Genomic DNA, 24,017 nt, shown 5'->3' with positions numbered 1-24,017 from the left:
CTAGTGCCTCAGCAGGCTGGCGTCGTCGACATTGGCGGAGCGTCGTGTCCGGAAGATCGTCATGATGATCGCCAACCCGATCACGACCTCACAGGCGGCGACCACCATCGTGAAGAAGGCCACCACCTGACCGTCGAGGGTGCCGTGGACGCGGGAGAACGTGACGAACGCGAGGTTGCAGGCGTTGAGCATCAGCTCGACGCACATGAACATCACGATCGCGTTGCGGCGCAGCAGGACTCCGGCGGCGCCGATGGTGAAGAGCAGCGCCGACAGATAGAGGTAGTTGTCCGGGCTCACCGCAGTTCCCGATTCCCGTCCCGGCCGGTCTCGGCCGGTCCTGTGTCGCTGGGGACGGGACGTAGCTGCAGGATCGCGCTGACCGACAGCTCCGACCCGCGCCCGTCGGGCAGCCGCGCGGGGATGTCGACCGCGTTGTGCCTGGCGTAGACGCCGGGGTTGGGCAGCGTGGTGGGGTGACCGCCGGGCGCGAACCGCTCGATCGCCAACTCCCGCTGGGTTTTCCGGCGTTCGAACCGCTCTCGGTGTGCGAGCACCATGGCTCCCAGCGCGGCCGTGATGAGCAGTGCGCCGGTCAGCTCGAACGCCCACAGATATTTCGTGAACAGCAGTGCAGCCAGACCTTCGACGTTGCCTTCGGAAGCGAGGCTCGCCGAGCGACCCGGGGATGGAGCATTCGCCTGCGCAGGACCGGTGAACCCGGTCGTCGACACCGTGCCGATCCCCGCGATCAGCAGCACGCCGAAGCCGACGCCGACCACGATCGCCGCGATGCGTTGCCCCCGCAGCGTCTCCACCAACGACTCCGAGGAATCCACCCCGATCAGCATCAGCACGAACAGGAACAGCATCATCACCGCGCCCGTGTACACCACCACCTGTACGACGCCGAGGAACGGGGCGTCGGCGGCGATGTAGAGCACCGCGAGCGCGATCATCGTGACCGCGAGCGAGATCGCCGAATACACCGCCTTGGGCGCTGACACGACGCCGAGTGCGCCGATCACCGCGACCACGGCGAGCACCCAGAACAGAACCGCCTCACCCATGGGTCACCGTGCTTCCAAGGGCTTGATGTGGCCCAGGTAGTAGTCGTCGTCGGTGCTGCCCGGGGCCATGGCGTGCGGGGGTGCTTCCATGCCGGGACTCAACGGGGCGAGCAGTTTGTCCTTGCCGTAGATCAGATCCGACCGGTTGTCGTCGGCCAGCTCGTAGTCGTTGGTCATGGTCAGCGCGCGGGTCGGGCACGCCTCGATGCACAGCCCGCAGCCGATGCATCGCAGATAGTTGATCTGATAGACCCTGCCGTAACGCTCACCGGGGGAGAATCGCTCCTCCTCGGTGTTGTCGGCGCCCTCGACGAAGATCGCGTCGGCCGGGCAGGCCCAGGCGCACAACTCGCACCCGATGCACTTCTCGAGGCCGTCGGGGTAGCGGTTCAGTTGGTGCCGGCCGTGGTAGCGCTTCGCGACCGGGCCTGGCTTCTCCGGATACTCCTCGGTGACAGGCTTTTTGAACATCGCCCCGAAGGTGACGGCGAATCCTGCGATCGCGTCGAGGAACCTAGGCATCGGCACGCTCCTTCCGGGACGTCTGAGGCATCGGGGGCACCGGGAAGGCACCGGACACTGCCGGGGGGACGGGGGCGGGGGAGGACGCCTCCCGGCGCGCCCGCCGGGATCGCCACGAGAACATCACCAGTGCCGCAAGGGCGACCGCGGCGAGACCGATCAGCGCGGTCACCCAGGTCGGCAGGCCCTCCTCGCCGAGCGAGCGGGTGACGGCGACGACCATGATCCACGCCAGCGACACGGGGATCAGGATCTTCCAGCCCAGCGCCATGAACTGGTCGTAGCGCAACCGGGGCAGGGTCGCGCGCAGCCACATGAACACGAACAGGAACATCCAGACCTTGGCGGTGAACCACAGCAGCGGCCACCACCCGTGGTTCGCGCCGTCCCACAGGCTCAGCGGTAGCGGCGCGTGCCACCCGCCGAGGAACAGGGTGGTGGCCAACGCCGACACGGTGGTCATGTTGACGTATTCGGCGAGCATGAACATCGCGAACTTGAGCGACGAGTACTCGGTGTGGAAGCCGCCGACGAGCTCGCCTTCGGCTTCGGGCAGATCGAAGGGCGCCCGGTTGGTTTCGCCCACCATCGAGGTCAGATACACCAGGAACGACGGCAGCAGCAGGAACACGAACCAGGTGTTCTCCTGCGCGGCGACGATGCCCGAGGTCGACATGGTGCCGGAGTAGATGAACACCGCCGCGAACGACAGTGCCATCGCGATCTCGTACGAGACCACCTGCGCCGACGACCGCAGCCCACCGAGCAGCGGGTACACCGACCCCGATGCCCAGCCCGCGAGCACGATGCCGTACACCCCGATCGAGGTGACCGCGAGGATGTAGAGCACCGCCACCGGCAGATCCGTCAGCTGCAACGCGGTGCGGTGCCCGAACACCGAGATCTCCCCGCCCAGAGGGATCACGGCGAACGCCATGAACGCGGGGATCACCGAGATGACCGGCGCGGCCAGGTAGATCCACTTGTCGACCCCCGCCGGGATGAGCCCTTCCTTGAGTGCGAGTTTCACCCCGTCGGCTAGCGACTGCAGCAGCCCGTGCGGACCCACCCGATTGGGGCCCAGCCGCATCTGCATGCGGCCCAAGATCTTTCGCTCCAGCAGGATTGCGACGAGCACGGTCAGCACCAGGAACACGAAGATCCCGAGGGCTTTGGCGAGGATCAGCCACCACGGGTCATGGCCGAACAACGTGGGATCGGGGTAGGTCGTCGGCGTCACGGCTGCTCCCGCCCGATCGACACCACGGCACCCGATGACACACCCAGCGTCGCGTGCACCGTGCAGCCCGGGGAATTGGTCGGGAGCCAGACCACCCGGTCGGCCATCTCGGTCACCACCAGTGGCAGCGTGATCGAGCCCCGCTCGGTGGACACGGTCACCGGATCGCCCGGCTGGACGGCGATCTCGGCGGCCGTGGTCGCTGACATCCGTGCCACCGGAGCGTGTGCGGTGCCGGCGAGGTGCGGTTCGCCGTCCTGCAACCGACCGTGGTCGAGCAGGAGCCGCCAGGTCGCCAGGATCGCCTCGCCCGCGGCCGGTTCCGGCTGCGGCGTCGAGATCGGGCCGTCGTTGCCGGTCCGGTCGCCCGACCACAACCCGATGCGGGCCCGCTCGTCGGCGACGACCGCCGCCGAGGGGGTGCCCAGGTCGATGCCGAGCTCGTCGGCGAGGAATCCGAGCACCCGGAAATCGGGTAGCGCGTTGGTCTGCAGCGACGGCTCGAAGGGACGGATGCGGCCCTCCCAGTTGACAAAGGAGCCGGCCTTCTCCACGACAGGCGCGACGGGGAACACCACGTCAGCGCGGTCGGTGACAGCGCTGCGGCGCATCTCGAGGCTGACGACGAACGGTGCCGTGTCCAGGGCTGCGCGTGCGGCCGCCGGGTCGGGCAGGTCATCGAGCTCCACACCGCCGATCACCAGCGCATCGAGGTCACCGGAGGCAGCGGCCGCCAGGATTCCGGTGGTGTCGCGTCCGCGCCCCGCAGGTAGCGCGTCGACGTTCCATTTCTTCGCCATCAGCGTCCGGGCGGCGTCGTCGTGCACGGGGTGGCCGCCGGGCAGCAGGGTGGGCAGCGCACCGGCGTCCACGGCGCCGCGGTCGCCGGCCCGGCGCGGTACCCATGCCAGCCGCGCTCCGGTGCCGGCCGCGAGCCGCGCCGCCGCGGACAGCGCGCCGGGTGCGCTCGCGAGCCGTTCACCGACCAGGATCACCGCTCCGGGCATCGCCATCAGAACGTTGCCGGCGAGCCCGTCGATTGCGGCGGCCTCCGCGCCGGGTGCGGCGCAGACCAGCTCGCCGGACAGTTTGCGCAGACCGCGCGAGGCGAACGGCGCCACCGACAGCACCTGTAGACCTCGCTTCCGGACCGCCTTGCGCAGCCGCAGGAACACGATCGGCGATTCGTCTTCGGGCTCGAAACCGGCGAGCAGCACTGCCGGTGCGTTCTCCAGATCCGCATACGTGACATCCATCGGCAGCCCGGCGACGTGCGTACCGAGGAAAGCCGTCTCCTCATCGCTGTGCGGACGACTACGGAAGTCGATGTCGTTGCTGTTCAACACGATTCGGGCGAACTTCGAGTAGATGTAGGCGTCCTCGGCCGTGCAGCGCCCACCGACGAGCACGCCGGCGCGACCCTCCGCCGCGGCGAGCCGCCGGGCCGTGACACTGAGCGCCTCGGACCACGACGCGGGACGTAGAGCGCCGTCCTCGCGCATCAGCGGTGTGGTGATGCGGTCGCCGACCGTCGCGTAGGTGAATGCCCAGCGACCCTTGTCGCAGTTCCACTCCTCGTTGACCTCGGGATCGTCACCGGCGAGGCGGCGCAACACCTTTCCCCGACGATGGTCGGTGCGCTGCGCGCAGCCCGACGCGCAGTGTTCACACACGCTCGGGCTGGACACGAGATCGAAGGGCCGCGCGCGGAACCGGTAGGCGGTGCCCGTCAGCGCGCCGACCGGGCAGATCTGCACGGTGTTGCCGGAGAAGTACGACTGGAACGGTTCACCGGTCGCGATCCCGACCTGCTGGCTCGCGCCGCGCTCGAGCAGGTCGATGAACCGGTCGCCGGCGATCTGATCGGAGAACCGGGTGCACCGCGCGCACAGCACGCAGCGTTCGCGGTCGAGCAGCACCTGCGACGAGATCGCGATCGGCTTGGGGAAGGTCCGCTTGACGTCGTCGAAGCGGGTTTCGGTGCGGCCGTGCGACATCGCCTGGTTCTGCAGCGGGCATTCACCGCCCTTGTCGCAGATCGGGCAGTCCAGCGGATGGTTGATCAGCAGCAGTTCCATCACACCGTGCTGCGCCTTGTCGGCCGCTTCGGAGGTGTGCTGGGTGCGCACCACCATGTCGGGGGAGACCGTGGTGGTGCACGACGCCAACGGCTTCCGCTGTCCTTCGACCTCCACCAGGCACTGCCGGCAGGCGCCGACGGGGTCGAGCAGGGGGTGGTCGCAGAAGCGGGGGATCTGCACGCCCATCAGTTCGGCAGCGCGGATCACCAACGTGCCCTTGGGCACGCTCACCTCGGTGCCGTCGATGGTCAGGGTGACCATCTCGACCGCCGGGGCGTCGTGACTGTGCTCAGCCAGCGTCATACGTACCCCCCTTTGTTCCGGCGAGCAGACGCGAACTCGAGCAATCTCGCGGCGTGTCCACTCGAGTTCGCGTCTGCTCGCGCGAAAGAAGGTGCGTCATGCGCCCACTCCCTCCGGTGCGGCCAGCATCGACGCGTACGGGTCGAAGGGGCACCCCGCCCCGCCCAGATGGGCCTCGTACTCGTCGCGGAAGTACTCCAGCGACGACAGAATCGGGCTCGCCGCGCCGTCACCCAACGCACAGAACGACTTGCCGAAGATGTTGTCGGAGATGTCGAGCAGCTTGTCGAGATCCTCCTCGGTGCCCCGGCCCGTCTCCAGGCGCTCGTAGATCTGCGCCAGCCAGTAGGTGCCCTCCCGGCACGGCGTGCATTTGCCGCACGACTCGTGGGCGTAGAACTGCGTCCAGCGCCGGACCGCGCGCACCACGCACGTGGTGTCGTCGAAGATCTGCAGTGCCTTCGTGCCGAGCATCGATCCGACGCCGGCCATCCCTTCGTAATCCAGGGGCACGTCGAGATGCTCGGCCGTCAACAGTGGCGTCGACGAGCCGCCCGGCGTCCAGAATTTCAGCTCGTGGCCGGCCCTTACCCCGCCGGCATAGTCGAGCAACTCCCGCAGCGTGATGCCCAGGGGTGCCTCGTACTGGCCGGGCGTCGTGACATGACCGGACAGCGAGTACAGCGTGAACCCCGGCGACTTCTCCGAGCCCATCGACCGGAACCAGTCCACGCCGTTGCGCAGGATCGGCGGCACGCTCGCGATCGACTCGACGTTGTTGACCACCGTCGGGCAGGCGTATAGACCGGCGACGGCCGGGAACGGCGGCCGCAGTCGCGGCTGACCCCGCCGCCCCTCCAGCGAGTCCAGCAGTGCGGTCTCCTCGCCGCAGATGTAGGCGCCTGCGCCGGCGTGCACCACGAGCTCGAGATCGAATCCCGATCCGCCGATGTCGGTGCCCAGGTAACCGGCCGCATATGCCTCCGCGACGGCGGCCTGCAGCCGGCGCAACACCGGAAGCACCTCACCGCGCAGATAGATGAACGCATGGTGGGCGCGGATCGCATACGCGGCGATGATGGCACCCTCGACCAGGAAGTGCGGCGTGGTCAGCATCAGCGGCATGTCTTTGCAGGTGCCGGGTTCCGATTCGTCGGCGTTGATCACCAGGTAGTGCGGTTTGGCAGCCGCGCCCTCGTCGCCCTGGGGAATGAACGACCACTTGGTTCCCGTCGGGAAGCCCGCGCCGCCGCGGCCGCGCAGTCCCGAGTCCTTGACCAGGGTGATGACCTCGTCGGGGCCCATCGCCAGGGCTTTGCCGAGCGCTTCGTAGCCGCCGTGGCGACGATAGGTGTCCATGGTCCACGGCTGGGGTTCGTCCCAGAAGCTGCTCAGTACCGGAGTCAGTGCAGTCATGAGGCATCCGTCGCGGTCGGATCGGTGTCGGCGGTGTCCCCGCGCGCGGGGACCTCGGCCGACGGTGCGGGTGCAGGCTCGTCTTTCACGGCCTCGGTGGCCGCGGCCTGCTCGTGGCCCGGGGCCGGGGAGGTGCTGTCGGTGGCGGGCGCGTCGGCCTCCGGCGCGCTCATCCCACGCTCGTGGGCGATTCGCAGACCTGCCAGCGTCGCAGCCCCCGGGCCCGCCGCGTCAGCACCGGCGGCGGGATGTCCAACGCCGGCAAGGATTCTCGCCGTCTCGCGGAACGTGCACAGCGAGCCGCTGCGCGACGGCGTCGGCGGCTGACCCGCCTGCAATGCGTCCACCAGATCACGCGCCGACGACGGGGTCTGGTTGTCGAAGAACTCCCAGTTCACCATCACCACGGGCGCGTAGTCGCAGGCCGCATTGCACTCGACGTGCTCGAGGGTGATCCGACCGTCCAGGGTGTTCTGCCCGGCGAGGATTCCGAGGTGCTCCTGCAACGAGTCCAGGATCGCGTCCCCTCCCATCACCGCGCACAGCGTGTTGGTGCACACGCCCACCAGGTAGTCGCCCGTGGGCGTACGGCGGTACATCGAATAGAACGTCGCGACAGCCGTCACCTCGGCCGGTGTCAAGCCCAGACGTTCTGCGCAGAAAGCGATTCCGGCCGGAGTGAGATAGCCGTCCTCGGCCTGCACCAGGTGCAGCAGCGGCAGCAGCGCCGACCGCGCGTCGGGGTAGCGGCCGACGATCTCCTCGGCGTCGCGCGTCAACCGCGCCGTGACGTCGGCCGGATACGTGGCCGGCCCGTGGATCGGCGGACCCGGTTCGTCAGGACGCTGGCCGAGCTCCAGAAAAACACTCACCGGTCCACCCCGCCCATCACCGGATCGATCGACGCCACCGCCGCGATCGCGTCGGCCACCATGCCGCCTTCGCACATCGCCGCCACCGCCTGCAGATTCGTGAACGAGGGGTCGCGGTAGTGCACGCGATACGGCCGGGTCCCGCCGTCGGAGACCATGTGCACCCCGAGTTCGCCTCGGGGCGATTCGACGGCGGCGTACACCTGCCCGGCCGGCACCCGGAAACCCTCGGTGACGATCTTGAAGTGATGGATCAGGCCCTCCATCGACCGTCCCATGATCTTCGCGATGTGCTCATCGGAGTTACCCAGACCATCCGGACCCACCTTCAGGTCCGCAGGCCACGCGAGCTTCTTGTCGTCGATCATCACCGGGGCCCCGGCCAGCCTCTCGAGGCGCTCCACGCACTGCTCGACGATCCTGAGGGACTCGCGCATCTCTTTGACCCGAATCAGATAGCGGCCGTACGAATCACAGCGATCGTCAGTGATGACGTCGAAGTCGTACGTCTCGTACCCGCAGTACGGCTGCGCTTTGCGCAGATCGTGCGGAAGTCCTGTCGAGCGCAGCACCGGCCCGGTGATGCCCAGCGCCATGCATCCCGTCAGATCCAGGTAGCCGACGCCGAGAGTGCGTGCTTTCCAGATGTAGTTCTCGTTGAGCAGGTTCTCCAGATCGCGCAGTCGCTGGGGCAGCAGCGTCAACAGCTCGTGCAGCTGCGGCATGGCCTCGTCCGGCAGATCGACAGCGACACCACCCGGCCGGATGTAGGCATGGTTCATCCGCAGGCCGGTGATCGTCTCGAACACCGAGAGGATGAGTTCGCGCTCGCGGAAACCGAGGAACATCGCCGTCATCGCGCCGAGTTCCATGCCGCCGGTCGCCAGCGCGACCAGATGGCTGGAGATGCGGTTGAGCTCCATCATCATCACCCGGATCACCGAGGCTCGTTCGGGGATCTCGTCGGTGACGTCGAGGAGCTTCTCGACTCCCAGGCAGTACACCGTCTCGTTGAAGAACGGGGACAGGTAGTCCATCCGGGTCACGAAGGTGACACCCTGTGTCCACGTCCGGAATTCGAGGTTCTTCTCGATACCGGTGTGCAGATAACCGATACCGCAACGGGCCTCGACGATCGTCTCACCCTCGATCTCGAGGATGAGCCGCAGCACCCCGTGGGTCGACGGATGTTGCGGACCCATGTTGACCACGATCCGTTCGCCGGCGTGCTCGCCGGCATTCTCGCGCGCGGCGGTGACGACCTGGTCCCAATCCTGGCCGCCGACGACGACCACCCTCTCCGGGCGGTGTTCTGAGATGGTCATCAGTTGTAGGACCTCCGCTGATCGGGCGGCGGGATCTGGGCCCCGTGGTACTCGACCGGCACGCCGCCCAGCGGGTAGTCCTTGCGTTGCGGGTGGCCGACCCAGTCGTCGGGCATCTCGATCCTGGTCAGCGACGGATGCCCGTCGAAGACGATGCCGAAGAAGTCGTAGGTCTCCCGCTCATGCCAGTCGGTGGTCGGGTACACCGAGAACAGCGACGGGATGTGCGGATCACCTTCCGGCGCAGTCACTTCCACCCGGATGCGGCGGTTGTGGGTGATCGACATCAGCGGATACACCGCATGCAGCTCCCGCCCCGTGTCGTCGGGGTAGTGCACGCCGCTGACCCCCAGGCAGAGCTCGAAGCGCAGAGCGGCATCGTCGCGCAGGGCCTGCGCGACGTCGACCAGTCGTCCGCGGTGTACCTCCAGGGTGAGCTCTCCCCGGAACACGACGACCCTCTCGATCGCCTCGGCCGTCACGTCCTCACCGAGGGCGGCGGTCACCGCGTCGACGACCTCGTCGAAGTAGCCACCGTAGGGCCGCGGGCTGCTACCCGGTAGCGCGACCGGCCGGATCAGCCGGCCGTAACCGGACGTGTCCCCACTACCCTTCGCGCCGAACATGCCGCGCCGCACGCCGATCACCTCGGGGCCGGTGCCCTCGGTGCCGGTCACCTCAGCAGGCCTTTCAGCTCGATCGTCGGCGGCACCGCGAGCGCCGCCTGCTCGGCCTCCCTGACGGCCTCCTCGCGGTTGACCCCGAGCGGCATCTGCTGAATCTTGTCGTGCAGCTTGAGGATCGCGTGCAACAGCATCTCCGGACGGGGCGGGCAACCGGGCAGGTAGATGTCCACCGGCACCACGTGGTCGACGCCCTGCACCACCGCGTAGTTGTTGAACATCCCGCCCGACGACGCGCACACACCCATGGCCAGCACCCATTTCGGCTCGGCCATCTGGTCGTAGATCTGGCGCAGCACCGGGGCCATCTTCTGGCTGACCCGGCCCGCGACGATCATCAGATCGGCCTGCCGCGGTGTCGCGGAGAACCGCTCCATGCCGAAGCGGGAGATGTCGAACCGAGGTCCCGCCGTCGCCATCATCTCGATCGCGCAGCACGCCAGCCCGAAGGTCGCCGGCCACAGCGAGCCCTTGCGGACGTAGCCGGCGACCGCCTCGACCGTGGAGAGCAGGATGCCGCCGGGCAACCGTTCCTCTAGTCCCATTGCAGGCCTCCTCTGCGCCACACGTAGGCGTAGGCGACGAAGACGATCACCATGAACAGCAGCATCTCGACCAGCGCGAACACGCCGAGACTGTCGAACGCGACGGCCCACGGGTACAGGAACACGATCTCGATGTCGAAGACGATGAACAGCATCGCGGTCAGGTAGTAGCGAATGGGGAAACGCTGACCGGTGGCGGCGGCCGCGGGATCGCCGGCGTCCATCGGCTCGATGCCGCACTCGTAGGCCTCGAGCTTGGCGCGGTTGTAGCGACGTGGACCGATAAGGACCGCGATGCCCACCGAACCGACCGCGAACACGGCAGCTATCGCACCAAGCACCAGGATCGGGGTGTACAGGCTCATGCTGCGTAGGAGCTCCTCGCGGGCTGTCGATGTGAGCTTTCACACACCCTAACCCTGATAGCGACCTGCGCCATACATTTTGATGAGTATCTCTAAAGGAGTGTCAGGTCGCCCCGGTGACGTCCCGAAAAAGCAAGCGTGACAGGGCGTTAACGTGCGGCTCCGGTCACTGACGGGGCCGTAAGAGCGACACGACGGCGTCGCCGAGCCGGATCGGGTCGATGGGGTGGGGTACCGCGGCCTCGGCACGTGACCAGCGTGCGAGCCAGGCGTCGTCCGGTCGCCCGGTGAGCACCAGCACCGGCGGGCAGTCGTCGACCTCGTCCTTGAGCTGTTTCGCGATTCCCATTCCGCCCACCGGGGTGGCCTCGCCGTCGAGGATCGCCAGGTCGAAGCCACCCGCGTCCATCTGCTGGATCACCATCGGCCCGGTGGCGACCTCGACGTAGTTCAGTTCGGGGAGGTCCGGATGCACCCGTTTTCCGAGCGTCAGCTGCACCTGCTCGCGCGTGCGCGGGTTGCTGCTGTAGACGAGGACCCTCAGCGCGAGTTGCGGCTCGGACGACGACGGCAGCACCATGAGCGCGATGGTAGCCGCGGCGCGTGCGTCGGAGATGCCGTTCGGAGCTCGACCGTTGACCTCAACATTCGTTCAGGTTGAACACTGGGCGAATGGACCAGACACCCGCCCTCGCCCGATTCGACGACTCCTACAAGAACCGGACCCCACCATGGGTCATCGGCGAGCCGCAGCCGGCGATCGTCGCGCTCGAACGCAACGGCCACATCCGCGGCCGCGTGCTCGACATCGGCTGCGGAACCGGCGAGCACACCATCCTGCTCACCCGGCTCGGCTACGACGTGCTGGGCGTCGACGGCGCCCCCACGGCCGTCGAGCAGGCCCGGCGCAACGCCGCGGCCCACGGCGTCGATGCGCGGTTCGCCGTCCGCGACGCCCTCGACCTCGGCGCATCGCCGACCTTCGACACCGTGGTCGACAGCGCCCTGTTCCACATCTTCGATGCCGAGGACCGGGTGCGGTACGTGCACAGCCTGCGCACCGCCACGCCGCCGGGCGCGCTGGTGGCGGTGCTCGCGCTCTCCGACGCCGGGCGCGGGTTCGGACCGCAGGTCAGCGAGGAGGATCTGCGCGGCGCGTTCGCCGAGGGCTGGTCGGTCGAAGAGCTCAGCCCGACGACGTATCGCGGCGTGGTCACCGACCTGCACGCCGACGCGCTCGGCCTCGAGGTGGGCAGCCGGGTCGACGAGCCCGCGTTGCTGTTGCGGGCGCGCCGCGACTGACCGGTCGACCGTCAGCGCTCACCGTAGCCGGGGTGGTCGATCGACAGCCGGTGCGCCACCAGCACTCGCAGACAGGACATGACGTCCTCGGCGCGGTCGTCGAGGTCGCCGGCGCGGATGGCGTAGGCGAGTTCGGCCTCGTCGGCAACCCCCAGTGCGGTCAGCGCGTCCTGCACCGAAGACCCCGTCTCGCAGAGCAATTCGCGTTCGACGATGCGCAGGACGTTCGCCGCGACCCGGGCGTGGAAGCCGACCTGGCCACCGCACGCGGCCCGAACGTCGGTCTCCAGGAACATCGCGACGGCGGCGACGAGCTCGGCGGCGGTGGGACGGGCGGTCATGGACCCCCACCGGAGAGCAGATCGAGCAGATCCCATTCCGTTTCGCTGACCCGTCGCCCGATCGCGGCGAGTTCGACCGACGGCGTCTCCCCGCAGAGATGACGTTCGGCCTGGTGCCGGCAGATCACTCCCCAGCGCAGCGTGGCCACGGTCAGCCACCAGCGCAGCGCGGACCGGTCGACGTGGATGCCTGCCGCATCTTCGTAGGCCCGCACGAACGTCTCGACGCTGCCGAGGCCGCCGGCGCCGAGCGCCGCCGGCGCGCCGAAGCGCCAGGCGCGGATGCAGAACCAGGCCAGGTCCTCATAGACCTCGCCGATGTGAGTCAGTTCCCAGTCGAGGACGGCCGCCAGGCCGGTGTCGTCGACGATCAGGTTTCCCATCCGAAAGTCGCCGTGCACGAGCCGCATCGGTGACGGGGCCGGTCGCTGATCGGCGAGCCGGCGGAAGGTCCACTCGAATGTGGCTGTGGTGTCTCCGATCTCGTCGAGCCGGGCACGCCAGCCGGCGAGGTCATCGGGGGCGCTCAAGCCCGCACCGTCGATGTCGGCCCGGTGGATCGCCGCGAGCGCTTCGGCGCACTGGCGCAACAGCCGGGCCCGGCCGTCGTCGTCGAGCGCACGGAAGATGCGTCGCACGATCGTCTCCCCGGGTACCGCGTCGCAGATCAGAAACGGGCTGCCGACGTCGTCCGCCGAATCGCTGGCCGTCAGGATGTGCGGCACCGGGGCGCCAGCGGCCGCGGCGCGCTGCTGCACCGTGGCCTCGAGCTCCATCCCGGCGTGGATGTCGTCCGGGGGTCCGGTGCGCAGGATCAGAGCTCGCCGGGTCTCGCCCACCGCGTCGAACGCCCACGTGGTGCGGCTCGCGCCACCGGTCAGCCGGGTCAGGTTGTCGACCGTGACGTCGCCGAGCAGCGGGTTCAACACCTCGCGCAGCTGGTCGGCCAGACTCATTTCCGGCCGAATCCGAAGAGCCGCTGGGCGACGCGACGGATCTGGATCTCCTCGGCGCCCTCGGTGATGCGGTACCGGCGGTGGTGGCGGTAGATGTGCTCGAACGGTTCGTGTCTGCTGTATCCGACCCCGCCGTGCACCTGCATCGCGCGGTCGGCCGCCTCGCAGACCAGGCGATTGGCGCGGTAGTTGGCCATCGACACCTTGTCGGAGACCTCCATGTGGTGGTTGGCGTCGAGCTGGGTGGCCGCGTAGTACACCAGCAGCCGCACCATCTGGGCCTCGGTCTGCAACTCCACCAGCGGCCACTGCACGGCCTGGTTGACCGCCAGCGGCTTGCCGAACACCGACCGATGGTTCGCGTAGCCGATTGCCCGATCGATGCAGTACTGGGCTGCCCCGAGGCTGCTCGCCGCCTGTCGAATCCTGTTCTCGTGCAGGAATGTCTGCCCGACGTCGAGGCCGTGGCCGACCTCACCGAGGACTGCCTCGGCGGGGACCCGAACGTTGTCGAGGACGACCTCACCGTGGTCGGTGGGCATGTTGAACGTCCACCAGTAGTACGGCACGGTGAAGCCGGGCGAGTCGGTCGGGACGAGGAATGCGGTGATGCCGCGGGCCTGGCCGGGTTCCCCCGAAGTGCGCGCGAAGATCAGGTCGTGGGTGGCCCGGTGTACGCCGGTGTTCCAGCGTTTGGCGCCGTCGATCACCCAGTCGTCTCCGTCGCGCACCGCCGTCGTCTCCAGCCAGGTGGCGTCGGAGCCGTGGTTCGGTTCGGTCAGCCCGAAAGCCATCGACCGCTCGCCGGTGATCAACGCCTCGGTCCACGCGGCCTTCTGCTCGTCGGTGCCGAACCGGTCCATCATGATGACCTGCGGGAAGTTTCCCACGATCGACGACTCGTCCTGCAGGTCGTTGTGCAGCCCGAGCCCCTTGTGCGCCAGGTGTTCCCGGATGACGGCCATGTCGATGTTGCTGCCGCCGCGCCCCCCGAACTGGGCCGGCAACCCGTAGCGCAGCCACCCCGCCGCGTCCGCGCGCCGCCGCATCTCGTCGAGCAAGTCCTCCCATTCGCGGCGTGGCACTCCACCGTTGTCCCAATCGGTGCGAGCGTGCTCGCGCCGGTGGTCGAAGTACTGGATGTGTTCGCGCTCGAGCGGCGCGATCTCGGCCTCGATGAACGCGTCCATCTCCGCCAGCAGCCCCGGAAGGTGTTCGGGGAGGCTGAAATCCACGGTGATCTCCTTGCTGGTCGTTACTGCCCGTACAGTGTCTTCTTCCAGATTCGCGACAGCGTGGCGATCGCGTCGTCGTCGCTCATCGTGATCCCGACGCCCGCCCCGGTGTCGCCGACGAACACGGTGGTGAAGTTCTCGAACAGCAGCGCGATGGCCGCTGCGGTGTGCTCGGGGTCCAGGTCGGCGGCGAAGCCCTGGTCCTGCGCGCGGCGCACCGACGCGGCGACGATGTCGATGCCGAAGCGGCGGAACTCGTTCTGCAGGGCGGCGAACCTCGGCTGGGTGGCCGCGAGTTGTGCGACCGCGATCATGATGCCGATGTTCTGCGTGAACATCGTCCAGTAACCGGTGACGACGGTGGTGAAGAACGCGTCGTCGTCGGGGGACTGGGGAAGCGGCACGCTCAGGCCCGACGGCGCCACGACCTCGTGCAGGAAGGATTCGGCGAGGTCGGCCAGCAGGTCTTCCTTGTCGGCGAAGTACCGGTAGAACGCGGCGGTGGACCGGCCGGCCGCCGAGGTGATGTCACCCAGCGTGGTGCCGTGGAAGCCGCGCTCGGCGAACAGGTTTCGGGCGGCCTGCTCGATCGCCAGGCGGGTCTGACGGCCTTTCGCGCTCAACTCCGACGGGCTGGGCGGCACGCCGTCAGCCCAGGATCCGGTCGCCGGCACGTAACACCGCACCGGGGAGTTCGTGGCCGACGGCGTCCTGGGCGACCCGGGCGGCGGCGATCGCCTTCTCGAGGTCGACATCGACCCCGATGCCGCAGTCGCGCAACAGGTACACCAGGTCCTCGGTGGCGATGTTGCCGCTGGCGCCGGGCGCGAACGGGCAGCCGCCCAGCCCGCCGACCGAGGCGTCCAGCCGGGTCACCCCCGCCTGGATCGCGGCATAGGCGCTGGCCAGGCCCGCGCCGCGGGTGTTGTGGAAGTGCGCACCCAGCGGCAGGTCGCCGATCAGCGGCCGCACCAGTGCGACCAGTTCGGTGACCCGACGCGGGGTCGCTGTGCCGATCGTGTCGGCGATGGCGAGCCGGTCGGCGCCGCCGTCCAGCGCCGCGGTGAGCACGTCGATCACCCGATCGGTCGGCGTCGGCCCGTCGAACGGACAGTCCCAGGCGGTGGCGACGATGACCTCCACACGGGCGCCCGCATCGTGGGCGATCGCCACGATGTCCGGGATCGCCGCGGCCGCCTCGGCCGACGTACGGCCGACGTTGGCGCGGCTGTGTCCGTCGGCGGCCGACACCACGTACTCGATGGACTGCAGCTCCGCGGCGATCGCGCGCCGGGCACCGGTGGGGCTGGCCACCAGTGCCGAGAACTCGATGTCGGGGAAGTCGCCGAGGTGCTCGGCGAGCTCGGCGGCGTCGGCCAGGGCCGGCACCTTCGACGGCGAGACGAACGCGGTGGCCTCCATCTCGCGCACCCCGGTCGCGGCGATGGCGGCGAGCAGTTCCCGCTTGGCGGACAACGGGATCGGGGCTTCGATCTGGAGCCCGTCGCGCAGCGAGACATCGCGGATCGTGACGTGGGCAGGCAGCGTCACAGCACGCCCTTCGCGCGCAGGTCGGCCAGCTCGCCATCGGTGTGGCCGAGCAGGTCGCGATAGATCTCCTCGTTGTGCTGGCCGGGTCGCGCCGGCCCGGCACTGCGAATGGTTCCCGGCGTCTGGGACAGCACCGGCACCACGCCGGGTCCCTTGACGGCGCGGCCGACGCGCTCGTCGAAGTGGTCGGCGATCATGCCGCGCGCCTGCAGCTGCGGGTCCGTGACGACCTCGGCCACCGTGTTGATCGGGCCGCTGATCACGCCTGCCGCCGACAACGTGGAGATGATGTCGGCGGGTTCGCGGGCCGCGGCCCACGCCCCGATGATCGCGTCGAGCTCGTCCTGATTGCGCCCGCGGGCGACGTGGGTGGCGAAGCGTTCGTCGGTGGCCAGGTCGGGCTGGTCCATCGCCTGGCACAGCCGCCGGAACACGGTGTCCTGGTTGGCGGCGATCACCACCCAGCTGCCGTCGGCCGTCGGATAGATGTTGGACGGGGCGATGCCCTCCAGACGCGTCCCGGACGGGCCGCGCACCACCCCGCCCACGTCGTAGTCGGGAATCGTCGATTCCTGCACCGCCAGGCACGATTCGGTGAGCGCGGCGTCGACGACCTGGCCCTCACCGGTCACGGTGCGGCGGTAGAGCGCGGCCAGCGCGCCCTGGGCGGCGAACATCCCGGCGAGGCTGTCGCCGAGCGAGAGGGCCAGGCGCGGGGGAGGCCCACCGGGGAAACCGTTCATGTGCCGCAACCCGCTGGCCGCCTCGGCGACCGAGGCGTAACCCGCCTTGTGGGCATCCGGGCCCGTCTGGCCGTACCCAGACACCCGCACCAGGATGATCCCTCGATTGCGTTCGCGCAGAACGTCGTAGCCGAGATCCCACTTCTCCAGTGTGCCGGGACGGAAGTTCTCCACCACGATGTCGCTGCGTTCGATCAGCTCGAGGAACAGCTCGCGACCCGCCGGCTCCCGCAGATTGAGCGTGATCGCTTTCTTGTTGCGGGCGTGCACGGTCCAGAAGAAGTGGTGGCCGTCGAGTTCGGCCTGCCCCCAGGTGCGCAGCGGGTCCGGAGCATCCGGTGGTTCGATCTTGATCACGTCGGCGCCCATGTCGCCCAGCAGCCGGCCCGCGAAGGGCCCGGAGATCAGGGTGCCCACCTCGATGACCCGTATGCCGTCGAGCGGTCCTGGGCATATTCCCGGGTCGCTTCGCTCCTGCCCTCCGGTGCCCATCATGCCGAGAGCCCGTGTCTCTGCAGCCAATCGGTGCAGATCCCGACTGCCTCGCGCAGTTTGTCGCGTTGGTCGGGGCCTGCGTAGTAGTGGTTCGCGCCGGGGATTTCGTGCATCTCCTTGTCCGGATGGCCGATCGCGTCGAAGATCCTTCGTGTGTGGCTCGGGGTGCACGCGTCGTCGGCGAGGTTGCCGATCACCAGTGCCGGGACGGCGATGTCGGGGCCGGCCGTCACCGCGTCGGCGCGGGCGTCGTCGTAGCTCCACTGGGACAGCCAGCTGCGCAGCGTACAGAACCGTGCGAGGCCGACGGGGCTCATGTTCACCACAGCAGGATCGCCCAGATAGCAGGTGCCCGGGGTGCGTTCGTTGGGATCCACGGTCGGGTCCAGCCAGCGCGGGTCGGCCATGGTGCCGTGGACGACGAACGCGAACTCGTCATCAGGCCTGCCGGCGGCCTCGAGTTCCGTCAGTTTGCCCTTGACCCAGGCGGTGATGCGCCGGTTGCGCGCGATCTGCGCGGCACGGTAGCGCTCGAGGAAGTCAGCGCTGTAGGGCGGTTGATTCGGGTTGTTCGGGTCGTAGAGGTCGAGGTCGGGATCGCGCTGGGTCGGGTCGGCCTCGTCGAGGATCGAGGCGTCCAGCCACTCGGTGAGCGTGCCGTGACGGCTGATGTGCGCGGCGAGCAGCATGATGCCGTCGGCCGGGATCAGGCCCAGGGTGGTGAGGTCCGGCCCGTCCCCGGACGGACTCGCGGTGACCGTCGGGTGCTGGGCCTGCTGCTGGTAGAACACCGACAGCGAGCCCCCGCCGCTCCACCCCGCGAGAACCACCTTCTGGTAGCCCAAGCGGTTTTTCGCGTCTTTGATGCACTCGCCGAGATCCTCGACGACCTTCTCCATCAGTAGCGCCGAGTCGGTGCCGCGAAACCGGCTGTTGCAATAGATGACGTGATGACCGGCGCGGGCCAGCGCGTTGATCATCGGCAGGTACGCGCCGCCGCCGATGGGGTGCATGAACACCAGCACGGTATCTGATGGCGTCGACGGCTTCAGGAGGTAACTCTCCAGCACCACCAGCTCGGCGACCCCGCCGTAGACGTCGCGGACCGTCGAATTGTTCTGGTAGGCAACCAGATACGGAATGCGCTGGTAGTCGTGGCGCGTGCTCATCAGTGCTGTCCCAGGTCGTGGGCGAGCACCTCGGCCGACGGGGTCAGCCGCCTGCGGGTGTCGATCGCGATGACCTGCCAGTCCACCGAGTGGTATTCGTCGAACTTGCGACGCGCCCGTTCACGCGCTTTCTCCGGCGCCCCGTGGTGCACGCCCTGCGGGGCGTGAGAGATCAGTCCAGGCGGCATCGGGATGCCGTAGAGCGAGCCACCGTGAAAGAACGCGATCTCGTCGAAGTCGACGTTGCGGTGGTACCACGGGGTGCGCTCGGTACCCGGTACTCCCTCTGCCGGCTTGGGGAGGAAGTTCATCACGTAGACACCGGTGGCCTGCATGAACAGGTGCACGGTGGGTGGCAGGTGCACGCTGTCGGAGGTCACCACGTGGTAGTCGCTGATGTTGAACGTGAACGGGAAGTTGTCGCCCCGCCACCCTTCGACGTCGAGCGGATGGTGGTCGTAGTGCAGCGTCGTCGTGTCGCGTCCGTCGATGGGAGAGTGCACGAGGCGCACCTCGTAGTCTCCGCGTCCGTCGTCGTCGCAGGGCGCGGGATCGGGGATCACCACTTGGGAGGGGTCGAAGGGAAAGTGCCGCCCGAGCTGACCGGGTGGCGGTACGCGGAACTCGTCGGTGGCCTGGATCATCAACCACGCACCCGGCTCCTCCGGCAGCTGCCGCCAGGTGCAGGCCTTGGGTAGGTACACCCAGTCACCCGTGCGGTACCGCAACGGCCCGAATTCCGTCTCCAGCGAGCCCGAGCCCTCATGGACGAAACAGAGGAGGTCGCCCTCGATGTAGCGGACCCAGAACGGCATCGCCTCACCGCGCCGGGACAGGAAGATCTGGGCGTCGGAGTTGGAGAACAACAGCAGGGGTGCGCCGAGGGCGTCGCCGGCATCGGAGGGCTTCAGTTCACCGGCCAGGACATCGAGCGGACGCAACGGGCCGTCCGACCGGTATGCCGTCGGGTCGTGTCGCCGGTAGAGGTGTGCGGTGCGGCCGGTGAAGCCGCCGCGGCCGAGCTCGTCGTCTTTGAGCCCGTCCAGGTCGGCGTGGATCCGTTTTGGGACAGTGCCTTTGCTCAGGTGAACGAACGATTCCATCAGCGCTCCTGCGGTCGAAGTGAAAATGACGTTACTTTCATTTCTGCGGACGGGTCAAGGGGGTACCGGCGTTCGGGCCGGCTCAGTCGTCCAGGTCGATCCGGATGGTGAGCAGGTTGGTGCCGAAGGTGCGGACCCCGACGTTGTTGAAGCGGGGCAACTGCTGCATGCGGGCGTGCGGGTCGTCGTCGGGCAGAAGGTGGGCAGTGCCCCGGTGCCAGCGTCCGTTCAGCCGGACGCGGACGTGCGGATCGGCCGCGATGTTGCGCACGTACTGCGACTTCTGGCCGAACTCGGAGACCAGCCAGAACTGGTCGCCGATCCGGCGGCCGCCCACCGGGGTGTGCCTGGGTTGCCCCGATCGGCGTCCCGTCGTCTCGAGCAGCGTCTGGAACGGCATGTGCCGCATCACGGGGTTCGCGATGTTCTTCTGGAAGAACACGGTGAGCGTGTCACGCAGGTCCATGACTCGTGATCCTGCCGCTCAGACCATCGCGGTGCGAGGGATCTTCGCGCCCAAGCTCAACGCCCCGGCGAGTTCGCGGCTGGTGTCGTGGTCGAACACCACGTGCCCCGCCATCACGTCGATGTCGCGCTTGATGCGCTGCAGAGGGTTGTCCAGGAAGTGGGCCCCGGCGCCGGAGGCCTCGAGCAGATCGGCGACGACGGACTTGGACTCGTGGACGATGCGTGCGGCGGCCAGGCGGGCCCGGCCACGCACCGGACGGCCCACCGGCTCCCCGGCCGTGACCATCTGCTCGATCTCGTCGACGGTGTCGGCGAGCAATCCCCGCAGTGCCCGCAGACGTACCTGCGCATCGCCCAGTCGCAGCGCAGCCACGGGCTTGTCCTTCTGGAGCACGCCCTCGTAGGCGAGGAAGCGGTCAGCGAGGCGGGAGGCGTAGATCTCCGCGGCGCGTTCGGCGCTGCCCAGTGCCGGCATGGCCGCGAGCAGCGCCAGCGCGGGAACCATCGGCCACCGATAGGTGGGACTGTCGTGCAGCGCGGCACCCGGAGCGTTACCGGAGTAGATGTCGGCCACCGCGATCAACCGATGGTGTGGGACGAAGACGTCGTCGATCACCACGTCATGGGAGCCGGTGGCGCGCATACCGTCGGTGTGCCAGACGTCCACCACGCGAGCATCGACCATCGGCAGCAGCGCCAGCACCGGCTGGATCGTCTTGTCGCCGCCGTCGACGGTCTCGCGTAGGGCCCCGACCATGATCCAGTTGCCGTCCATCACCCCCGTCGCCCACGACCAGCGGCCGGTGAGCCGTATCCCGCCCGCGCAGTCCACGCCGCGGCCCGTGGGTGCCAGCGGTGCCGGGGCCAGGAACGGGCGGGTCCCGAATGCTTCCTGCTGGGCTCGCTCGTCGAAGAGAGCCAGCATCCAGTTGTGCAGGGCGTAGAAGCCGAGCGTCCATGCGCTGGACGCGCAGCCGTGCGCCATCTGCCGGACCGGGTCGAGAATCGCCGGAAACGGCGCCTGCCGGCCGCCGTAGCGGGCGGGTACGAGCAGGTCGAACAATCCCGCGGCGGTGGCCTCGGCCAGAGTGTCCGCCGGCAGCCTTCGGGAGCGCTCCGCCTCACCGGCCCGCTCGGCGAGGCGGGACACGAACTCGGGGGTGAGCGTGGTTTCGGGCGCGATCGTCGAGGCCACGCGGCGACCGTAACATACTTTTTGGTATGGAAGTCAGGGGCGGAGCATCAGGTCGAGGAAGTCCTCCTGCTGGCGGACCATCCGGGGGTCGGCAGGACCGTCCGAGAGGTGCAGGAACCCGATCCCCGCCGCGAAGGTGGCGTGCGCGCGCATGTCGGCGTCGGCGGCGGCGAAGCCGGCATCGCGATACGCCTGCCTGACCGCCGAGAGAACCCTCTGGTCGGACGCGCGCACACTCTCGGCCACATGACTGTCGGTGCGGGCCCACTCCCGCATCGCCCTTTCCAGGCTGCGCTGACGCTCACCGCGCAGGGACGCCATCATGAGGCGTAGCCGCTCCCGCGGTGGCGCCGTCGACAGCTCGGCGAACCCGCTGCGGTCACGGTCGCGCAACTCCGCCCACGCGCGGATCAAGGCCGACCGGAACGCAGCCATGTCGGCGAAGTGCCAGTAGAAACTGCCCTTCGTGACACCGAGGTGGGCGCACAGCCGGTCCAGTTTGAGTGCCTCCACACCGGCATCGGCAACCAGTGCGTAGCCGGCTTCGATCCAATCGTCGGCGGTCAGCCGGCGGGCTTCCGAAGCGCCTTTCGCCATCACCGGAGACTATGCGGGACGCCGATGTGAGCGCCGTCACTGCGCGAAGTGTCCGGCGTGGGGTAGAAGTGCGAGTTCGACTGCACGTGCTGCTGCCCGACTGGGCGGTGCGCCGGAATCCCAGGTAGCGTTCCGGGAGGAAACCGGCGTGTTCGCCGTGCCCGGACTTTGTCGGTTCGTGGTCACATGTTTTACTGCAACCGCTACAACTGAACTCTTCTCGGCCCATCCCGCGCCGTCAGGGCATCTTCGGGATGGCGCCACAACGCGGTGAAGACATCGCTGTGGTGTCGGCGACCGCACGGGAAACCGCAGGACGAACCGCCACGCGCGGTACACCGAAGATGGGTGGAATGACCGAATGAGACTTCTTGACAGGGTTCGTGGCCCGTGGGCACGCCGTCTCGGCATCGCCGCATTCGCCGCGATTTTGCTGCCGGGCATCATCGGCTTCGCCGGGGGATCGGCGACCGCCGGGGCGTTCTCGCGGCCGGGCCTGCCGGTGGAGTACCTGATGGTGCCCTCGCCGTCGATGGGCCGTGACATCAAGGTGCAGTTCCAGAGCGGCGGCCCGAACTCGCCGGCGCTCTATCTCCTCGACGGCCTGCGCGCCCAGGACGACTTCAACGGCTGGGACATCAACACCCAGGCGTTCGAGTGGTACCTCGACTCCGGGATCTCGGTGGTCATGCCCGTCGGCGGCCAGTCCAGCTTCTACTCGAACTGGTACAAGCCCGCCTGCGGTAAGAACGGGTGCCTGACCTACAACTGGGAGACCTTCCTGACCCAGGAGCTGCCGAACTTCCTGTCCTCGCAGCGCCAGGTGAAGCCGACCGGCAGCGCCGCCGTGGGTCTGTCGATGGCGGGCAGCGCCTCGCTGGTGCTCGCGGCGCACCACCCGGCTCAGTTCACCTACGCCGGTTCGATGTCGGGCTTCCTGAACCCGTCCGAGGGCTGGTGGCCCGGCCTGATCAACATCTCGATGGGTGACGCCGGTGGCTACAAGGCCAACGACATGTGGGGCCCCGCCGAGACCGATCCGGCGTGGAAGTACAACGATCCGATGGTGCAGATCCCGAACCTGGTCGCGAACAACACCCGGATCTGGGTGTACTGCGGCAACGGCCAGCCCAACGAGCTCGGCGGCGGCGATCTGCCCGCCACGTTCCTCGAGGGCCTGACCATCCGCACCAACCGGACGTTCCAGGACAACTACGTCGCCGCCGGCGGCAACAACGGTGTGTTCAACTTCCCGAACAACGGCACGCACAACTGGGCGTACTGGGGTCGCGAGCTGCAGACCATGAAGCCCGACCTGATCTCGCACCTCGTCGGATAGTCACCGACCAGAGATCGACCAGAGATCGACGAAGCCCCCGGCCGACTGCGGCCGGGGGCTTCCTCGTTGTCCAGTGGTGGCTATCGTGGCGACATGACCGAGATCAACGCGATGGTGGCGCATGAGGACGGCGAGGGCGGCATCGTGCTGCGTCACGAGGTGGTGGACGAGTCGTTCCTGCCCAACGGCGATGTCGAGATCCACGTCGAGTACTCCAGCGTCAACTACAAGGACGCGCTCGCCGTCACGCCCAAAGGTGGCGTGGCGCGGGCCTATCCGCTGATCCCCGGCATCGACGTCGCCGGAACGGTCACCGCCAGCACGTCACAGGAGTTCGCCGTCGGCGACACCGTGTTCGCTCACGGCCAGGACATCGGCACCGGACGGCACGGCGGCTACGCCCAGGTCGCCCGGTACCCGGCCGACTATCTGGTCAAGCTCGGGACGATGAGCACGGCCGACGCCGCCGCCATCGGCACGGCCGGCTTCACCGCCGCGCTGAGCGTCGATGCGCTGCGTGGCCACGGGGTGCAACCCGGCGACGGACCGGTGCTGGTCACCGGCGCCACCGGGGGAGTGGGCAGTGTCAGCGTCGACTTGCTGGCCGGTCTGGGCTACGAGGTGGTGGCGTCGACGGGCAAGGCGCAGGCGCGCGACCTGCTGCGTGATCTCGGCGCCTCCGAGGTCATCGACCGTGTACCCGGTCCCGATGAAAAGGTCCGGGCGCTGGGCAAGGCGCACTGGGCCGCGGTGGTGGACTGCGTCGGCGGGCCCACACTGGCCTACGCCCTCAGCACACTGAAATACGGTGGGGTGGCCGCGATCTCCGGCCTGGCGGGGTCACCCGACCTGCCCGCGACGGTGATGCCCTTCATCCTGCGCGGGGTGACGCTGGCGGGGATCGACTCGGTTCTGTTGCCGATCGCCCGGCGCCGCGAGGTCTGGGCGCAGATCGAATCCGGCCTCGCCCCACGTCATCTCGCGCGTGTCACCACCGACGTACCGGTTCGCCGCGTCGACGAGGTGCTGAAGACCATCGTCGGCGGCGGCGTCACCGGTCGAACCCGCGTGGTCGTGCACGACGGGTTCTGACCGGCGTCA

General features: G+C 68.5%; 26 protein-coding genes. 3 read left to right on the top strand and 23 right to left on the bottom strand.

Features of this window, described 5'->3' with window-relative positions; genetic code table 11:
- From nuoK to MHN84_RS00995, 12 genes are all read right to left on the bottom strand, one after another.
- On the bottom strand, positions 1-300 hold the full coding sequence (nuoK, locus tag MHN84_RS01050) for an NADH-quinone oxidoreductase subunit NuoK (RefSeq protein ID WP_241202783.1): 300 nt from the start codon (positions 298-300) through the stop codon (positions 1-3).
- Complete coding sequence (locus MHN84_RS01045) at positions 297-1,070, bottom strand: NADH-quinone oxidoreductase subunit J (RefSeq protein ID WP_241202782.1); 774 nt, start codon at positions 1,068-1,070, stop codon at positions 297-299. The genes nuoK and MHN84_RS01045 overlap by 4 nt, the downstream gene beginning before the upstream one ends.
- 3 nt (positions 1,071-1,073) lie before the next feature.
- On the bottom strand, positions 1,074-1,592 hold the full coding sequence (gene nuoI, locus MHN84_RS01040) for an NADH-quinone oxidoreductase subunit NuoI (protein ID WP_241202781.1): 519 nt from the start codon (positions 1,590-1,592) through the stop codon (positions 1,074-1,076).
- On the bottom strand, positions 1,585-2,832 hold the full coding sequence (gene nuoH, locus MHN84_RS01035) for an NADH-quinone oxidoreductase subunit NuoH (RefSeq protein WP_241202780.1): 1,248 nt from the start codon (positions 2,830-2,832) through the stop codon (positions 1,585-1,587). Before nuoH ends, nuoI begins: the two co-directional genes overlap by 8 nt.
- The gene (locus tag MHN84_RS01030; protein ID WP_241202779.1) at positions 2,829-5,216 is read right to left on the bottom strand and encodes an NADH-quinone oxidoreductase subunit G; all 2,388 of its coding nucleotides are present in this window, start codon (positions 5,214-5,216) and stop codon (positions 2,829-2,831) included. Before MHN84_RS01030 ends, nuoH begins: the two co-directional genes overlap by 4 nt.
- 96 nt (positions 5,217-5,312) lie before the next feature.
- A complete protein-coding gene (gene nuoF, locus MHN84_RS01025; protein WP_241202778.1) occupies positions 5,313-6,632 on the bottom strand; it encodes an NADH-quinone oxidoreductase subunit NuoF in 1,320 nt (439 codons plus the stop codon).
- The gene (nuoE, locus tag MHN84_RS01020; protein ID WP_241202777.1) at positions 6,629-7,504 is read right to left on the bottom strand and encodes an NADH-quinone oxidoreductase subunit NuoE; all 876 of its coding nucleotides are present in this window, start codon (positions 7,502-7,504) and stop codon (positions 6,629-6,631) included. The genes nuoF and nuoE overlap by 4 nt, the downstream gene beginning before the upstream one ends.
- Positions 7,501-8,829 (bottom strand): NADH dehydrogenase (quinone) subunit D, encoded by a 1,329-nt coding sequence (gene nuoD / locus MHN84_RS01015; protein WP_241202776.1) that lies wholly within the window; start codon positions 8,827-8,829, stop codon positions 7,501-7,503. Before nuoD ends, nuoE begins: the two co-directional genes overlap by 4 nt.
- On the bottom strand, positions 8,829-9,506 hold the full coding sequence (locus tag MHN84_RS01010; protein WP_241202775.1) for an NADH-quinone oxidoreductase subunit C: 678 nt from the start codon (positions 9,504-9,506) through the stop codon (positions 8,829-8,831). Before MHN84_RS01010 ends, nuoD begins: the two co-directional genes overlap by 1 nt.
- Complete coding sequence (locus tag MHN84_RS01005) at positions 9,503-10,057, bottom strand: NADH-quinone oxidoreductase subunit B family protein (protein WP_241202774.1); 555 nt, start codon at positions 10,055-10,057, stop codon at positions 9,503-9,505. The genes MHN84_RS01010 and MHN84_RS01005 overlap by 4 nt, the downstream gene beginning before the upstream one ends.
- Positions 10,048-10,422, bottom strand: a complete 375-nt coding sequence (locus tag MHN84_RS01000; RefSeq protein WP_241202773.1) for an NADH-quinone oxidoreductase subunit A — start codon at positions 10,420-10,422, stop codon at positions 10,048-10,050. Before MHN84_RS01000 ends, MHN84_RS01005 begins: the two co-directional genes overlap by 10 nt.
- A gap of 166 nt (positions 10,423-10,588) precedes the next feature.
- Entirely contained in the window at positions 10,589-11,002 is a 414-nt protein-coding gene (locus MHN84_RS00995) for a hypothetical protein (protein WP_241202772.1), read from the bottom strand.
- 92 nt (positions 11,003-11,094) lie between these two features.
- Here MHN84_RS00995 and MHN84_RS00990 point away from each other — a divergent pair, with 92 nt between their 5' ends.
- A complete protein-coding gene (locus tag MHN84_RS00990; protein WP_241202771.1) occupies positions 11,095-11,724 on the top strand; it encodes a class I SAM-dependent methyltransferase in 630 nt (209 codons plus the stop codon).
- 11 nt (positions 11,725-11,735) lie between these two features.
- Here MHN84_RS00990 and MHN84_RS00985 read toward each other — a convergent pair whose 3' ends face one another.
- From MHN84_RS00985 to MHN84_RS00935, 11 genes are all read right to left on the bottom strand, one after another.
- On the bottom strand, positions 11,736-12,065 hold the full coding sequence (locus MHN84_RS00985) for a DUF6285 domain-containing protein (RefSeq protein WP_241202770.1): 330 nt from the start codon (positions 12,063-12,065) through the stop codon (positions 11,736-11,738).
- Positions 12,062-13,021, bottom strand: a complete 960-nt coding sequence (locus tag MHN84_RS00980) for a phosphotransferase family protein (RefSeq protein WP_241202769.1) — start codon at positions 13,019-13,021, stop codon at positions 12,062-12,064. Before MHN84_RS00980 ends, MHN84_RS00985 begins: the two co-directional genes overlap by 4 nt.
- Positions 13,018-14,256 carry an acyl-CoA dehydrogenase family protein gene (locus MHN84_RS00975; RefSeq protein WP_241202768.1) on the bottom strand — a complete coding sequence of 413 codons (1,239 nt, stop codon included), beginning with the start codon at positions 14,254-14,256 and terminating at the stop codon, positions 13,018-13,020. The genes MHN84_RS00980 and MHN84_RS00975 overlap by 4 nt, the downstream gene beginning before the upstream one ends.
- 20 nt (positions 14,257-14,276) lie before the next feature.
- A complete protein-coding gene (locus MHN84_RS00970; protein WP_241203181.1) occupies positions 14,277-14,900 on the bottom strand; it encodes a TetR/AcrR family transcriptional regulator in 624 nt (207 codons plus the stop codon).
- A 4-nt stretch (positions 14,901-14,904) separates the two neighbouring features.
- Positions 14,905-15,807 (bottom strand): hydroxymethylglutaryl-CoA lyase, encoded by a 903-nt coding sequence (locus MHN84_RS00965; RefSeq protein WP_241202767.1) that lies wholly within the window; start codon positions 15,805-15,807, stop codon positions 14,905-14,907.
- Positions 15,804-17,045 (bottom strand): CaiB/BaiF CoA-transferase family protein, encoded by a 1,242-nt coding sequence (locus tag MHN84_RS00960; protein ID WP_241202766.1) that lies wholly within the window; start codon positions 17,043-17,045, stop codon positions 15,804-15,806. The genes MHN84_RS00965 and MHN84_RS00960 overlap by 4 nt, the downstream gene beginning before the upstream one ends.
- The gene (locus MHN84_RS00955) at positions 17,042-18,214 is read right to left on the bottom strand and encodes a lysophospholipase (RefSeq protein ID WP_241202765.1); all 1,173 of its coding nucleotides are present in this window, start codon (positions 18,212-18,214) and stop codon (positions 17,042-17,044) included. Before MHN84_RS00955 ends, MHN84_RS00960 begins: the two co-directional genes overlap by 4 nt.
- Positions 18,214-19,317, bottom strand: a complete 1,104-nt coding sequence (locus MHN84_RS00950) for a homogentisate 1,2-dioxygenase (protein ID WP_241202764.1) — start codon at positions 19,315-19,317, stop codon at positions 18,214-18,216. Before MHN84_RS00950 ends, MHN84_RS00955 begins: the two co-directional genes overlap by 1 nt.
- 82 nt (positions 19,318-19,399) lie before the next feature.
- Positions 19,400-19,783, bottom strand: coding sequence for a nitroreductase/quinone reductase family protein (locus tag MHN84_RS00945; RefSeq protein ID WP_241202763.1), 384 nt, complete (start codon positions 19,781-19,783; stop codon positions 19,400-19,402).
- A gap of 18 nt (positions 19,784-19,801) precedes the next feature.
- Positions 19,802-20,980 carry an acyl-CoA dehydrogenase family protein gene (locus MHN84_RS00940; RefSeq protein WP_241202762.1) on the bottom strand — a complete coding sequence of 393 codons (1,179 nt, stop codon included), beginning with the start codon at positions 20,978-20,980 and terminating at the stop codon, positions 19,802-19,804.
- 33 nt (positions 20,981-21,013) lie between these two features.
- Positions 21,014-21,577 (bottom strand): TetR/AcrR family transcriptional regulator, encoded by a 564-nt coding sequence (locus MHN84_RS00935; protein ID WP_241202761.1) that lies wholly within the window; start codon positions 21,575-21,577, stop codon positions 21,014-21,016.
- Between the two features lie 361 nt (positions 21,578-21,938).
- Between MHN84_RS00935 and MHN84_RS00930 the strand changes: the two genes are divergently transcribed.
- The gene (locus tag MHN84_RS00930) at positions 21,939-22,916 is read left to right on the top strand and encodes an esterase family protein (protein WP_241202760.1); all 978 of its coding nucleotides are present in this window, start codon (positions 21,939-21,941) and stop codon (positions 22,914-22,916) included.
- A 93-nt stretch (positions 22,917-23,009) separates the two neighbouring features.
- Positions 23,010-24,008 (top strand): MDR family oxidoreductase, encoded by a 999-nt coding sequence (locus MHN84_RS00925; protein WP_241202759.1) that lies wholly within the window; start codon positions 23,010-23,012, stop codon positions 24,006-24,008.
- Positions 24,009-24,017 lie beyond the last annotated feature (9 nt).

The sequence above is a fragment of the Mycobacterium sp. PSTR-4-N genome, from assembly GCF_022348085.1.
In the GTDB taxonomy this organism is placed as follows: Bacteria; Actinomycetota; Actinomycetes; order Mycobacteriales; family Mycobacteriaceae; genus Mycobacterium.
Note: the sequence above shows the minus strand (reverse complement) of the source record. Positions and strands in the feature narration are given on the sequence as shown.

Coding starts and splice junctions, on each gene's coding strand:
- MHN84_RS01045 (WP_241202782.1), bottom strand. CDS start 1,070: ATGGGTGAGGCGGTTCTGTTCTGGGTGCTCGCCGTGGTCGCGGTGATC.
- nuoI (WP_241202781.1), bottom strand. CDS start 1,592: ATGCCTAGGTTCCTCGACGCGATCGCAGGATTCGCCGTCACCTTCGGG.
- MHN84_RS01030 (WP_241202779.1), bottom strand. CDS start 5,216: ATGACGCTGGCTGAGCACAGTCACGACGCCCCGGCGGTCGAGATGGTC.
- nuoF (WP_241202778.1), bottom strand. CDS start 6,632: ATGACTGCACTGACTCCGGTACTGAGCAGCTTCTGGGACGAACCCCAG.
- nuoD (WP_241202776.1), bottom strand. CDS start 8,829: ATGACCATCTCAGAACACCGCCCGGAGAGGGTGGTCGTCGTCGGCGGC.
- MHN84_RS01005 (WP_241202774.1), bottom strand. CDS start 10,057: ATGGGACTAGAGGAACGGTTGCCCGGCGGCATCCTGCTCTCCACGGTC.
- MHN84_RS01000 (WP_241202773.1), bottom strand. CDS start 10,422: ATGAGCCTGTACACCCCGATCCTGGTGCTTGGTGCGATAGCTGCCGTG.
- MHN84_RS00995 (WP_241202772.1), bottom strand. CDS start 11,002: ATGGTGCTGCCGTCGTCGTCCGAGCCGCAACTCGCGCTGAGGGTCCTC.
- MHN84_RS00990 (WP_241202771.1), top strand. CDS start 11,095: ATGGACCAGACACCCGCCCTCGCCCGATTCGACGACTCCTACAAGAAC.
- MHN84_RS00985 (WP_241202770.1), bottom strand. CDS start 12,065: ATGACCGCCCGTCCCACCGCCGCCGAGCTCGTCGCCGCCGTCGCGATG.
- MHN84_RS00980 (WP_241202769.1), bottom strand. CDS start 13,021: ATGAGTCTGGCCGACCAGCTGCGCGAGGTGTTGAACCCGCTGCTCGGC.
- MHN84_RS00960 (WP_241202766.1), bottom strand. CDS start 17,045: ATGATGGGCACCGGAGGGCAGGAGCGAAGCGACCCGGGAATATGCCCA.
- MHN84_RS00955 (WP_241202765.1), bottom strand. CDS start 18,214: ATGAGCACGCGCCACGACTACCAGCGCATTCCGTATCTGGTTGCCTAC.
- MHN84_RS00950 (WP_241202764.1), bottom strand. CDS start 19,317: ATGGAATCGTTCGTTCACCTGAGCAAAGGCACTGTCCCAAAACGGATC.
- MHN84_RS00945 (WP_241202763.1), bottom strand. CDS start 19,783: ATGGACCTGCGTGACACGCTCACCGTGTTCTTCCAGAAGAACATCGCG.
- MHN84_RS00935 (WP_241202761.1), bottom strand. CDS start 21,577: ATGGCGAAAGGCGCTTCGGAAGCCCGCCGGCTGACCGCCGACGATTGG.
- MHN84_RS00930 (WP_241202760.1), top strand. CDS start 21,939: ATGAGACTTCTTGACAGGGTTCGTGGCCCGTGGGCACGCCGTCTCGGC.
- MHN84_RS00925 (WP_241202759.1), top strand. CDS start 23,010: ATGACCGAGATCAACGCGATGGTGGCGCATGAGGACGGCGAGGGCGGC.